Here is a 12,857-nt window from a genome sequence, read left to right as displayed (position 1 = left end):
TCAGGAGCATTTCTTCGATGATCGCCCGGTAGCGAGACATCCGTTGCGTCTGGTAGAAGGGCCCCTCGTCGTGCTTGAGCCCCAGCCAGTGCATGCCATCCAGCATCGCCTGCATGGCTTCCGGAGTCGAACGTACCAGGTCGGTGTCCTCGATGCGCAGGATGAAACAGCCGGCATGGTGGCGGGCGTAAGCCCACGAGAAAAGAGCCGTGATAGACCAGATGCTCGGGATCGCTTTGGCGTAGAGGTTCGAGGGCGAAGGGCGGCCGGGCGCCATAACGGAGCAGCCGTTCCCGTCCTGCCCGGTCGTTGCCTTCGATGCGCACCGCGGCATCCAGTCGCGCGGCGTCGACCTGGCGCAGTCGCTGCTGCATGCGCCGATCCAGCTCTGGTACGGCAGCCGCGCCGGCAGTCTTGGCGAAACAGCCACCTGGTTGATTGCCGCCGGCGGCGTGGTGATGATCTTCCTGCGCACCATCAACTGGCACATCCCGCTGGTGATGTTGCTCGGCATTGCCATACTGTCCGATCACCTGCGACCCGCAAACCGTGCCGCGCCGGGACGGTAGCGATTAGCCGCGCGGACAGCACCGATTCGGCGGCAAGACGCTGGTGGTGAGGCAGGCGAAGACTTCGGTTTTCCTCCCGACCTCTGAGAAGATCCCTTACCGGCTGTCCCAACCCCTGTGAGGGTGCAGAAGGCGAGTGTCGGAATTTTTGACACCGCCAAGAGAATCTCCCCGGTGAAATTTCGCAGGCAATTGAAAAATATGAGAAATAATTATTTGGCACAAAACGTGCTTAAGCCGCTGCGCAGTTCAAGAATGCTGTACGGACGGGGAAAACCCCTATCCAATGCGCAGAATCGACACAACACTTTCCATACGGAGATCAAGAACATGAACCTTTCCAAGTCCCTCCGCGGCATTGCAGCCGCCGCCACGCTGGTCGCCGCCGGCGCCGCCCAGGCTGCCGCCATCACCACCGATACGTGGTACTTCTTCGGCTTCGGCGACACCGGGACCCCGTTGACCGGCAGTACCGCCGACACCTATCAGTCCGGCCCCATCGTCGGCGTCGGCTCTCCCGAAGGCTCCTGGACCATCCACCTCAACCGGGCAGCCCAACTGTTCTGGACCGATCTGCAAATTTCCGGCGACCGCTTCGAGTTTTTCGCCAACGCCGTTTCCGTAGGCACGTCTGGCACTGATTGCGTTGGTTGCAGTTCCACTGGCACCGACATCGCCGCCGCCCTCGCCGACGCCAATTACGGCAAGGGTTCGGCCACTCTCGGCGCCGGTGATTACACCCTGACCGGCACCTTCCTCGGCGATGTCAAGTTCGGCGACGGCGCCTTCATCGTGCGCGATCTTCCCGCTCCGGGCTCCCTGGCGCTTGCTGCTCTGGGCCTGTCCCTGCTGGGCTTCGCCCGCCGCCGCGCCTAAATCAGGATTGTCGCGCTTCGGCGCGTGACCTGAAGATCGAGGGGAACCGCCCCAGGGCCGTTCCCCTTCGTTTTGCCCCCTTTTTCGTCTCACTCCGCCCTTGCGCCCACCTCAGGACCGCTGCTCCGGAGGTCAAAGCGCATTGAAACCACGGTTCCCGCGCCGGGTGTCAATGGCGGTGAAGAATCGCCGATAGCTGGCTGAGAGCGGTCGAGAATGTGATCGGGACCGATTGGGGTTTCGGGGTGGCTGGGCGACCTATTGTGCGGCAGGAGCGCAAAATAGGGGACACGGTTATATCTTGTTTCTTCTGTTTTGAAAACTAGGAAACCGTGGCCCCGAGAAGATCCTGGCGTACTTGACGATGGGGTTTCCTTGACGGCGGCGACCGCTCAAGCCGCAATCTCGCGCGAAGTGATCTTGTAGCGAAAGTTGTCCGGATCAAGGCTGTCGCATTTTTCTTGGGTAGAGTAGAGGACAGGCTTGCACCTGCCCTCTCTCATCAAACCGTGCATGCGATTTTCCCGCACACGGCTTTCCGATGTTCTTCATGCCAAGGCATGCGCCGAGTTGTCGAGATGTCGTCGTAGGTGACACCGTAGCGGGGTGCAGGGCCGTGGGTAGGAACGTTGTCGAGGACGTAAGCGTAGATGTTGAGGTCGTAAGCAGGGTTTGCTGCAAGCTCGCGACGCACATTCTCCGCCGTGACATCCTTGCGCCCAACGGCCTTCACAGACCTGGTATAGCGATACAGCTCCCCATCCTTGGGATCAAACTCTTACCGGTATCCCGGTCAATCAGGAAGGCTTCCGCGGCCATCTGCGGATGGCCGAACTTGAGAAGAGTGGCAATCGGCTTCGCTGGCATGTCAGTCCTTCAGAGCCTTTTCCGCAAGCGACACGGCCGAGCAAGCCCCGCTTGTCCTCGGCATGCTCGTGGGATACAGAATTTCAGGACAACCGAGGAAGAATGGCGGCAACGGCGGGCGATGCCGACGGGCACGCCTGTGCTTGCTGATCCGGTTCAACCGCTTCACAGGTGACGGAGTCGCCGCCTGGGAACGGACGGCATTGACGAACCTGCCGAAAAGCGCAGCAAACGAGTCCATGGCGTGCCTCATGGTCTTGGGTGTTTTCGGAAACTGTACTTAAGTTCAGCATCAGAAAAAAGTCAAGGCGTCAAGCGAGATAGCCGCTTGCTGCCATACGATCCGTGATGCCGACGGGCAAGCAGCCACTGCGGCTGTCGCCCACCGATGCGCCGGACGCCGTTCCGTGACGACACGAGCACTCATTGCCGGCGCTTTATTTGACCGACACTGCGCCCGGCGTGACCTGAAAAGCGAATACCTCATCGACCTGCAGGCCGGCCGGAACCTGGTGGGTGATGAAGATCATCGTCACCCTCCCCTTCAGCTGGTTGATCGTTGACGCGAGGTGTCCGGCCGTTTGCGGGTCGAGGTTGGACACGGCTTCGTCGAAAATCAGGATGCGCGGGCGCTTGAGCAGTGCCCGTGCAATGGCGATGCGCTGCCGCTGTCCGCCGGAAAGCCCGGTCCCGCGTTCGCCAATCTCGGTCTGATAGCCTTTCGGCAACTGTTCGATGACTTCGTGGATCTCGGCGGCCTTGCAGGCGGCAACGATCTCCTCGAATCCGGCATGCGGGTGCGCCATGCGCAGATTGTCGTAGAGCGTGCCGGAGAACAGCACGGTCTCCTGCGGTACCACGCCGAAAGCCGCTCTCAGTTCGTTGGCGGCGAGATGACGGATGTCCTTGCCGTCAAGCGAAATGCAACCTTCCACAGGCTGATAGAAGCCGAGCAGCAGTTTTGCCAGCGTGCTCTTGCCACAGCCTGAGGGACCCGTGACGACGGTCAGCTGACCCGGGGTGAAAACCAGGTCGAGATTTCTGAACAGCCAGGGATGCTGTTCGGAGTAGCGGAAAGCAAGCTTGTCGACGGTCAGCAGACCTTCATCGAGCTTCTGGCGATGCGGAACCAGCGTGTGCGGCTCGCGTGGCATGTCGAGGATGTCGCCGAGCCGCTTGACGGCGATGCTGGCTTGCTGGAACTCCTGCCATAGACCGACGATTCGCAGCAGGGGCTGGCTCATGCGGCTGGCGAACATCTGGAAGGCGACCAGCATGCCGACGGTGAAGCCGTCGTTCTGCATCACCAGCAGCGCGCCGACGATCAGAATGGCGAGGGTCATCAACTGTTCGAGTCCGTTGGCCGCCACGTTGTAGGTATTGCCAACCTGTCGGGTCGCGAAGCCGGCAGCGAGGTACTGGGCCAGATAGTCGCCATATTTACGATCGATGTCGGGTTCCATCTGCAGCGACTTGACGGTCGCCATGCCCGCAAGGTACTCGGTCAGGAACGCTTGGTTGCGGGCGCCGAGCAGGAATTGCCGGTTGAGCCTGTTGCGGAACAGCGGTGCAACCAGGAGACTGATGGCGGCGATCGCCCCGAGCAGGACGATGGCGATCAGCGAGAGCTGCCAGCTGTAGGCGAACATCACCACCAGAAACAACAGCAGAAAGGGAAGATCGAGAATCAGGGTGACGGCCGCGCCCGAGACGAACTCGCGAATGGTTTCGATCCCCTGCAGGCGCGCGACCAGTGTGCCGGTCGAGCGATGTTCGAAGTAGGGAAGCGGCAGTTGCAGCAGATGCCGGAAGACCTGGGCGCCGAGGACGGCATCGATGCGGTTGCCAGTGTGCAGGATGAGATACTGGCGCAACCACGTCATGCTGCAATAAAAGAGCATGAACATCAGCAGCGCGACACCCAGTACGATCAGCGTGCCGTGCGTCTGATGGACGACCACCTTGTCGATGATCACCTGGGTGAACAAAGGCGTTGCCAGGCCGACGAACTGGATCGCCAGACTGGCAAGCAACACGTCGCGCCAGATCGACCGGTGCTTGACGAGTTCGGGAACGAACCAGCCAAAACCGAAGGACTTGCGCGCGCAGATGAGATCGTGAGGGTCGGCCGTTTCCGGGTGGCCGGCGGCGGCGTTTCTGGCAAGCAGAATGACTTCCGCTTCGAGACGAAGGGATGCTTCGGCAATCGGCAGTGTTTCGGGAGTTTGCTTGCCTGCTGCGAAGCAGAGCAGCGACTGGCCATCGGTGTTTACGATCAGAACCGGGTGGCAGGCCGGTGGTGGCCCGTCCGGGACAGCCGCAGTCTGCAGAAACGCAATGGCCGGCAGCGGCAGCTTCTGCCAATCGACGTCTGCCTGCGCAACCACGCCAGTCCGGAAGCCGAGCGCGCGTGCTGCTGCGTGCAAGGTGGCGAGGGTGTACGGCGGCGGAAACTCCTGCTCGATCAGACTCGCTTCGAACGGCAGGCGGTACAGTGCGCTGAGGCTGCCCAGAAGCCAGATGACGTCCTCGTGCCTCACCCCCTCCAGTCGAGACATGATTGTTATGCTTCCGTTCCGCCCTTCATGTGAAAGTCGCCTCAGCGACTCACGAATCTCTCCTCTCCCTCGCGGTGGAGGGGCCAGGGGAGAGGGAAACGATAATGACTTTCATGATCAGTGGCCGGGAAAGTCATGATCGTCAGGATGCGGGTCACTCTACTGTTCATTTGATCACCAGTCAACAGACCACTGCCGGGCTCATCCCCAGGACTTCGCCAAGAAGCCGGTTCACCGAGTTCTCCTCGACGTCGTTGTGCGCCTTGCCTGTTTCTCGGCAAGGGCGGGTCTTCGGAAAGCTAGAGGGTGGGCTATCCCCCGGCGTCTGATCGCTCCAGGAAATACTCGTCGTATTTCTCCCTGGCCTGATCGCCGAACAGGATTTCACACGCCTCCATCAGTCCGTCGGCGTTTCTGATGTCTTCCCGGCGCACCACCAGGCCGATCTTGGAGCGGCGCCGCAGGAAGTCTTCGAGCTTGACGATCATTTCCTGATGTCTGGCCAGCCGAATCTCGCAGCGAATGTAGTCGGTACCCTTGATCAAGACTTCCGCCTGTCTCGGGTTCTCGCGGATCTCGGCGAGCAGGGCCAGTGCCTGCTGGTCGTAGCGCCGCCACAGCCGACTGCTCAGGCTTTCGATCGACTCCGGCGAGGTATAGCTGTCGAGATTCATCAGCCTGGCCTGATGCATGTATTCCTCGCGTACCGAAGGGTGCGGTTCGCCATACCACTTGTATTGCCGATACGGCAGCGCGATACCAAGCCGGGTGACGATCTTTGATACCTCGTCACCCACGTTGACGCAGTCGGTCAGCTTGCCGCCAAAGATGCTCAGATGAGCCGTGGCCCAATCGACATCGATCTCATGTTTGCGCGACAACTGCATCCAGTCCCGGAGCCCGCCGTCGCCTCTCGCCTTGACCACCAGCGGGCGCACCCCGCAACGCTCGGCGATGATGTCGGCGCGGCTCAGTGGCCGCGCGATCTTGAGGTGCTTGTTGATGTTGTCGAGAACGAACTGACGATCTTCGTCGGTTACCTCGGTGAACGGCGAGTCCACCCGTGTGTCGGTGGTGCCGATGCAGGTGCGAACGCCCATCGGGATGACGAAAAACAGGCGCCCGTCGTCGGCGAAAAAGGTCAGGATCCGCTGCTTCGGGGTGATCTGCGGCACGATCAGGTGGATGCCCTTGGAAAACAGATGATGATGATCCGTTTCTTCGCCAGTCAGTGCATTGTGCTCGTCCACGAACGGACCGGCAGCGTTGATCAGCACCTTCGAACAGATTTCGAGGATCCGCCCATTGGTCTCATCGCGCACCTTGGTCCGCCAGTACCCGCCTGCACGGCGGGCGCCGAGCGATTCCACGTAATTGGCCGCGATGCAGCCGCGGTCCATCGCCGAGCGAACGAACTGAAAAACAAAGCGGGAGTCGTTGTCGTACAGGTAGGCGTCTGAATATTCACAGCCGCCCGCGGCGTAGCGCGTGTCGACAAGGGGTTCTTCCTGCGCTATGGCCTGCCTCGAAAAGCGGCGCGGCATCCTGGTGAAACCGTTCCCGAACAGCCAGTACACCCAGGTACCCGCCCAGAGAATCAGGGGATGGAAGCGGAAACCCTTTTCGATCGTGGAGAAAAAGCGAATTTCCTTGACTCGCGATGGATAGTGGCGAATCAGATGATTGCGGCTCAGACACAGCTTTCTGACCAGCGTGTAATCGCCGCTTTCGAGATACTTGATGCCCCCCCAGGCCAGGTTCGATGACTGCTGGCTGCTGAAACCGGCAAAATCACGCTTGTCGATCAACGCCACGGCCGCGCCCTTGCCCGACAGGGCGGCAGCAGACACCGCGCCGTTGATGCCGCCGCCAATGATCAGCACGTCGTAGACGCGCTGATCCAGCTTGCCGATATTGCTGTCACGTAGATTCATGGGTGCCGCTCACTCGTCATCGAGTGCCCAGGCCTTGGAACGTGCCAGCGCCTGATTCCACCCAGCCTGGTTCGGGGTAGTGCCCGGTGTACTGTGACTCCGAGTTGGTACGCCCCCAAGCCTTTACGGAAAGCCGGAATTATACCGCCTTGGGGCCGCTACCCTGCCACAACGGGAATGCGGTGCTGGGAAGCGGGAATCCGGTGGGACGAAAAATCGCTTGACGCTCCGACCGATTACTATAGAATGAGAACCATTCTCATTTGAATTCGTATTGTACAGCCCACGCCATGACTATGGAACCCGAAATGACCTCGACCCCGCATTCGCCGCACTTGCCGACACAGACCACTACGACGGCACAGCCGGAGCTACCGTCGAGCCTGAACAGCAGCCAGATTCTCCGCGGCCAGAAGACGGTCGAGATCGCCCATGGCGAGCAGCGCTATACGCTACGCATCACCAGGGACAACAAGCTGATCCTGACCAAGTAATCACCCTGCATCTCTCCGTAGCGATCGACCACCGCCTCCCTCGCTCCCGCCAGCCAGCAATCCCTGCCGGGTCCGCCAGCCACAGGTTTGCGCTCTCGACGGATTGGGCAGAAGGTACCGCCAAAGAAGATGAATACCATCACTCACGCCGCCAATCCATACACCATATACACGCCCAGCTTGTCCTTGTGCGCCGTGGTCGTGATCGCCGCTATCCATGCCTGCATTTTCGTCTTGCTCACCATGATGGATATCGTGCCGATGCCGGAGCGCGTCAGCACACTGATGGTTGATATCCTCCGCCCGGAGTTGCCCGTCACCAAGTCGCCTGAACCGCCGAAGCCGCCGAAACCGACACCCGTCGAAGCAAGGCCGCGACGCCAGACAAGCCCTGTACCGCAGCAGATCCTGGCAGCGCAGACCCATTCGCCTGCCGCCTTTTCAGAAACGACGATCGTCAGGGACCCCCCTCCACCCACCCTGCCAGACCTACCCGCCCCGCCAGCCCCGGCCACCATCAGCCAGCCCCGCTTCGCCGCCGACTACCTCTCCAATCCCGCACCCACCTACCCGCCCCTTTCTCGCCGCATGGGCGAAGAAGGGGAGGTCGTGCTGCGGGTTCATGTCGAGACCAGCGGTCGACCGTCGCAAATTGAAGTCAGGAAATCGAGCGGCTCCCCACGTCTCGACCAGGCAGCACTGGACGCCGTCTGGCACTGGCGGTTCGTTCCGGCCAAACGCGGCGAGGAAGCCCTCGCCGCGTGGGTTCTGGTCCCCATTACATTCCACCTGAAGAACTGAAAGGCCGTCATGGAAAACCCGCTGGGCTTTGCCCATTTTCTTGCCCACACCGACATCGTCGCCCGCATCGTGCTCTGTCTGATGCTCATCGCGTCGATCGGCAGCTGGTACCTGATCGCCACCAAGGGCGTCCGTGGGCTGCGCACGCGCCGCCGCAGCGCCGAATTTCTCGCCGCATTCTGGGAAGCCCCCAACCTCGAAGCCGTTGCCGCCCGCATCCGCGAGAAAGGCACGACCGAACCCTTCGCGCATCTGGTACACCACGGTTTCACCGCCATCGAGCAGCACAACCGCTGCAAGAGCGGTGGCGAATGCAGCACCGTCAACCTGGTCAACGCCGGCAACCCGGAAGATCTGCTCACCAGCGCGCTGAAGCGCGCCATCGACGAAGACAAGGCGAGCCTCGAATTCGGCCAGACCTTCCTCGCCACGGTTGCCTCGTCCGCACCCTTCGTCGGCCTCTTCGGCACGGTCTGGGGAATCTACCATGCGCTGATCGCCATCGGCATGTCCGGACAGGGCACGCTCGACAAGGTCGCCGGCCCGGTCGGTGAGGCACTGATCATGACCGGCATCGGGCTGGCTGTCGCCATACCGGCTGCCGTTGCCTACAACCATTTTGCCCGCGAGAACCGCGGGACGCTGTCGCAGCTCAACGCCTTCGCCTACGACGTGTTTGCCTTTCTCGCCACCGGTGTCAAGACCTCACCGATGCTGACCGATGCCCGCACGACGAGCGAAAAGGTGATCGCCATGGCACGCGCGCAGGGCGTCGCTGCCGGCGCAGAATGTCAGCCGACCCACCCCGGCCTGGCCCTTCGCTGAGGAGGACAGAACATGGCCTTCGCAAGCATGGAATTCGGCGACGACGAGGCGCCGCTGACCGGAATCAACATGGTGCCGCTGATCGACGTGATGCTCGTCCTGCTCATCATCTTCATCGTCACGGCCCCCCTGCTCACGCATGCCGTCAAGGTCGACCTGCCGAAGGCTTCGTCCTCGGTCAACCAGACGAGGCCGGACAACGTGCAGCTCGCTATCGATGCCTCCAGCCAGGTGTTCTGGAACGGCGAGCCGGTCGATGCCGCCGTGCTGGCCGAACGACTGCAGACTGTTAGCGCCCTGCAGCCGCAGCCGGAATTGCACATCCTCGCAGAGCGCACGACGCCGTACGAGAAAGTTGCGCAGGTCATGTCGGAAGCCGCAAGAGTCGGCCTGTTGCGCATCGGGTTCATAACCGATCCGGCAGGCGCGCGGTGACCGAGCAAGTGCGCTCATCAGAACGTTCATGACTTTTTAAAAGATACAAGTTACATCCCTTGATACATCCCTTGACCAGCCAGCCAGACGCGATGCCGTTCAGCCAGCCACCAAACCTCACTCCACGGAGATTTGCATGCCTGCTAACGCCTCGCGCCAGAGCGCCCGCCCGCGCTCCTGCGCACCGATTCCTTCCCTGCCCCGCCGGCTGCCACTGGCCGCGCTGATGGCCCTCTCCTTCGGTGCCGGCGCGCAAACCGCTGGCGAACAGACGATGGCACCGGTGGTCGTCACCGACACCGCCGAGCGAGAGCCCGATCGCTACCTTGCCACGCGCACCCGCGTCGGCAAGGTGGAACAGGATCCGCACAGTATTCCGCAGGCCATCACCACGGTGACCAGCGCGCTGATGGAAGAACAGCAGGTCGGCTCGTTGCGCGAGGCGATGCGCAACGTCGCAGGCATCACTTTCAACGCCGCCGAGGGCGGCCGCTCGGGCGACAACATGAACCTGCGCGGCTTCTATACCTTCGGTGACATTTATCTCGATGGCATCCGCGACACGGCCCAATACAACCGCGAGACCTTCAACTACGAACAGATCGATGTCCTGCGCGGTGCCGGTGCAATGCTTTTTGGCCGCGGCCAGGCCGGCGGGGTCATCAACCAGGTGAGCAAGACTCCCCTGCTGATCGACCAATACAAGCTGACCGGTAGCATCGGCACCAACGGCTACCGCGAAGTGACCGCCGACCTGAACAAGCGCTTCAGCGCCGATGTCGGCCTGCGCGTTAACCTGATGAATTGCGACGAGGGAAGCTGGCGCGAGAATCTCGCCAACGGCGACCAGCCGGAAGTGCACCGCCAGGGGGCCGCGATCAGCCTCGCGCTCAACCAGAATTCGCACAACCGCTTCTGGCTCAACCACTATTACCTGAAGACCCGCGATAACCCCGACTACGGCATTGCTTTCGATGGTGTCACGCGCCGCCCGAATGAACGCTTCCCGTCTCGCTCCTACTGGGGCACCGACAAGACCTTCGACGACAGCGACACGACGATCACGACACTGGTCAACGAATATCTTTTCGACCCTGAATCGATGCTGCGCACACAGGTCCGAGTTGCCGACTATCAGCGCAGCTACTGGGCGAAGACACCGAACCTGACCCTGCCGCCAAGCGCAAACGGCGTCAACGGCGGCAACGTCACACGCTCGTCCCATTACGAGACGGTCACACTGCAGTCCGACTACTCGACGCGCTTCAGGACCGGCGACATCGGCCACGAATTCCTGGCCGGCATGGAATACCTGAAGGAAGACAGCTTCCGCCACGGCCTGCAGAACTTCGGCGGCACGACCAATGCCAACCCGCCGCTGTTCCATCCCTACCAGGAAGCGCTGACCGGCACACCGACGAAATTCACCAGCGACTCCTACGCGATTTACCTGCAGGACAGCATCGAATTCATCCCGCACTGGAAGGCCACCGTCGGCCTGCGTCGTGACGAGATGGACGCAAAATATTCCAGCACCACCTCGCCAAGCCTGAAGTACGGCGAATGGAGCACACGGGCCGCGCTGTCCTGGCAGCCGCAGGAGGAAGCGCATTACTACCTCGCCTGGAGCGACTCCTTCAGTCCAACGGCAGACCTCTATCAGTTGACGGTCGCGCCGATGCCGGCCGAGCGCAGTCAGGTCACCGAACTCGGCGCCAAGTGGCTGCTGCTCGGCGGCGACCTCGCGCTGCGCACGGCCCTCTACCGCGCCAACAAGAACTGGGAACGCAATACCGACCTGGAATCCACGGCAGCCATCCTGACCAGGAAGCGCCGTACCGATGGTTTCGAGGTCGAGCTTGCCGGCCGCCTGAGCGAGCGCTGGGAAGTCTTCTCCGGCCTGGCGTTGATGAACGCCACGATTCTCAAAACTGCGCTCAACGTGAACGCCACGACCGGCGCCGTCACCCAGGGCGACCCACGTCTCGTCGGCGAGCGCGCGCGCAATGCCCCGGTCTATACCTTCAACCTGTGGTCAACCTACAGGCTGACCGACCACTGGAAGGTCGGTGCCGGCGTCGAGGCCAAGGGCCAGCGCTTTGCTTACCAGCCGCAACAGGCGGTCAGCGCTGCCTTCGTGAACGGACAGTTCGCACCGAACACGGCAGCGGCCTATCAGCGCTGGGATGCCATGGTCGCCTATGAAGAGAAGCGCTGGGGCGTGCGTCTGAACATCAAGAATCTGTTCGACCGGCTCTACTACGACTCGATCTACGACAACGGCGGCTTCACGGTACCGGGTACGCGACGTACCGCCATCCTCACCGGCGAGCTGAAGTTTTGAACAGGGAGGCGGCAGGCATGACGACCAATCGCCGGAGGTTCATTGCTGCGGTTGCTGCCGGCGTCGCCGGCAGCGCTCTTCCGGGGATTGCGCTGGCCACGACTCCCCGGCAGGCCATCGTGGCCGCCGCCTGGCGCGGTCCGAACCCGGGCGATCCCTACTTCGCCGGCACCCTGGTCGCCGACTGGGAAACCCGCAAGCTCGACATCCGCCACGCCGTACCACTGCCGTCGCGGCCGCACGGCCTCCTGCCGGAGGCCGATGGCGGCATGCTGGTCGTGGCGGCACGCCCCGGCACCTGGCTGATGCGCTGCGACACGCAGGGCAAGGTGCAGCAGCGGGTCTCGCTGGAGGAATCGTCGACGCGGCGTTTCTGCGGCCACGCCGTCGTCGCCGCGAACGGTGAAGTGCTGCTGACCACCGAAACGGAGTACGGCAAGGGACGTGGCCGCATCGGCGTGCGCGACCGGCGGACGCTGCAGAAGCTCGACGAATGGGATACGCATGGCATCGATCCGCACCAGCTCGCGCTCGACGCCGCTGGCCAGTTGATCATCGCCAACGGCGGCGTGCCAAGAACGCTGGCCGACCAGAAGCACGATCTGCAGCACATGGAATCCTCGCTCGTCCGTCTGGATACCGCCAGCGGCAGCCTGTTGCGCCAGTGGCGATTGGACGACCCGCGCCTCAGCCTGCGGCATCTCGCGTGGAGCCACTCGCCGGCCGACGATGAGGCCTATCTCGGCATTGCCCTCCAGGCCGAGCATGACCGCCGCGAGCAGCGCGCACAGGCCCCGATCCTCGCTGTCCTCGACGGCGACCGCCTGTTCGTGCCGACCCGGGCCAACGACGGCATCGGCTACGCCGGCGACATCGCGGCCGCCTGGAACGGCGGCTTCGTGTTGTCGAGCAACCAGATCGGCCTCGCCCAGCTCTGGCACCCCGCCGCGGGCGAACGCATGATGCCGCTGGTCAGGATGGAGGAGGCTTACGCCCTGACTTCATGGCGGGGGACAGGATCGTCCGGCGGCGTCCTCGTCGCCACGGCCCTGGGATTGGTGCGCAGCCACCCGCGGCTCAAACCCCTTGCCCTGCCATGGCCGCAGCCGATGGCGCTGGACAATCACTGGAGTCTGATCAGCGAGACCTGAGCG

Annotated in this window: 10 protein-coding genes and 1 pseudogene; 8 read left to right on the top strand and 3 right to left on the bottom strand. The window is 62.3% G+C overall.

Annotated elements, in window-relative coordinates:
- Positions 1–211, bottom strand: a pseudogene (locus AW06_RS20010) (glutamate--tRNA ligase family protein); the annotation flags it as partial.
- Between the two features lie 223 nt (positions 212–434).
- On the opposite strand from AW06_RS20010, the gene AW06_RS20005 reads away from it, so the two are divergent.
- Both AW06_RS20005 and AW06_RS05845 read left to right on the top strand, forming a co-directional pair.
- Complete coding sequence (locus AW06_RS20005; RefSeq protein ID WP_337958753.1) at positions 435–569, top strand: hypothetical protein; 135 nt, start codon at positions 435–437, stop codon at positions 567–569.
- Positions 570–743: 174 nt separating this feature from the next.
- Positions 744–1,445: a hypothetical protein gene (locus AW06_RS05845; protein WP_273704426.1), complete on the top strand. Its 702-nt coding sequence runs from the start codon at positions 744–746 to the stop codon at positions 1,443–1,445.
- Positions 1,446–2,749: 1,304 nt separating this feature from the next.
- Here AW06_RS05845 and AW06_RS05830 read toward each other — a convergent pair.
- A complete protein-coding gene (locus tag AW06_RS05830; RefSeq protein WP_273704425.1) occupies positions 2,750–4,870 on the bottom strand; it encodes a peptidase domain-containing ABC transporter in 2,121 nt (706 codons plus the stop codon).
- A 311-nt stretch (positions 4,871–5,181) separates the two neighbouring features.
- Positions 5,182–6,804, bottom strand: a complete 1,623-nt coding sequence (locus AW06_RS05825; RefSeq protein WP_034947046.1) for an FAD-dependent oxidoreductase — start codon at positions 6,802–6,804, stop codon at positions 5,182–5,184.
- Positions 6,805–7,112: 308 nt separating this feature from the next.
- Here AW06_RS05825 and AW06_RS05820 point away from each other — a divergent pair, with 308 nt between their 5' ends.
- From AW06_RS05820 to AW06_RS05795, 6 genes are all read left to right on the top strand, one after another.
- Positions 7,113–7,298 carry a hemin uptake protein HemP gene (locus tag AW06_RS05820; RefSeq protein WP_034947043.1) on the top strand — a complete coding sequence of 62 codons (186 nt, stop codon included), beginning with the start codon at positions 7,113–7,115 and terminating at the stop codon, positions 7,296–7,298.
- Positions 7,299–7,493: 195 nt separating this feature from the next.
- Complete coding sequence (locus AW06_RS05815; RefSeq protein WP_273704424.1) at positions 7,494–8,099, top strand: energy transducer TonB; 606 nt, start codon at positions 7,494–7,496, stop codon at positions 8,097–8,099.
- A gap of 9 nt (positions 8,100–8,108) precedes the next feature.
- Positions 8,109–8,924, top strand: a complete 816-nt coding sequence (locus tag AW06_RS05810) for a MotA/TolQ/ExbB proton channel family protein (protein WP_273704423.1) — start codon at positions 8,109–8,111, stop codon at positions 8,922–8,924.
- Between the two features lie 12 nt (positions 8,925–8,936).
- Positions 8,937–9,359 carry a biopolymer transporter ExbD gene (locus tag AW06_RS05805; RefSeq protein ID WP_034947040.1) on the top strand — a complete coding sequence of 141 codons (423 nt, stop codon included), beginning with the start codon at positions 8,937–8,939 and terminating at the stop codon, positions 9,357–9,359.
- A 136-nt stretch (positions 9,360–9,495) separates the two neighbouring features.
- Positions 9,496–11,703, top strand: a complete 2,208-nt coding sequence (locus AW06_RS05800; protein ID WP_034947037.1) for a TonB-dependent receptor — start codon at positions 9,496–9,498, stop codon at positions 11,701–11,703.
- Positions 11,704–11,720: 17 nt separating this feature from the next.
- A complete protein-coding gene (locus tag AW06_RS05795) occupies positions 11,721–12,854 on the top strand; it encodes a DUF1513 domain-containing protein (protein ID WP_034947034.1) in 1,134 nt (377 codons plus the stop codon).
- Positions 12,855–12,857: the final 3 nt, after the last annotated feature.

It is taken from the genome of Candidatus Accumulibacter cognatus (genome assembly GCF_000584975.1).
Classification (GTDB): Bacteria; Pseudomonadota; Gammaproteobacteria; order Burkholderiales; family Rhodocyclaceae; genus Accumulibacter; species Accumulibacter cognatus.
Note: the sequence above shows the minus strand (reverse complement) of the source record. Positions and strands in the feature narration are given on the sequence as shown.

Bases quoted from the DNA above. Each gene is read 5' to 3' on its own strand.
- AW06_RS05800 (WP_034947037.1), top strand. From the start codon at position 9,496: ATGCCTGCTAACGCCTCGCGCCAGAGCGCCCGCCCGCGCTCCTGCGCA.
- AW06_RS05820 (WP_034947043.1), top strand. From the start codon at position 7,113: ATGACCTCGACCCCGCATTCGCCGCACTTGCCGACACAGACCACTACG.
- AW06_RS05810 (WP_273704423.1), top strand. From the start codon at position 8,109: ATGGAAAACCCGCTGGGCTTTGCCCATTTTCTTGCCCACACCGACATC.
- AW06_RS05795 (WP_034947034.1), top strand. From the start codon at position 11,721: ATGACGACCAATCGCCGGAGGTTCATTGCTGCGGTTGCTGCCGGCGTC.
- AW06_RS05825 (WP_034947046.1), bottom strand. From the start codon at position 6,804: ATGAATCTACGTGACAGCAATATCGGCAAGCTGGATCAGCGCGTCTAC.
- AW06_RS05830 (WP_273704425.1), bottom strand. From the start codon at position 4,870: ATGTCTCGACTGGAGGGGGTGAGGCACGAGGACGTCATCTGGCTTCTG.
- AW06_RS05805 (WP_034947040.1), top strand. From the start codon at position 8,937: ATGGCCTTCGCAAGCATGGAATTCGGCGACGACGAGGCGCCGCTGACC.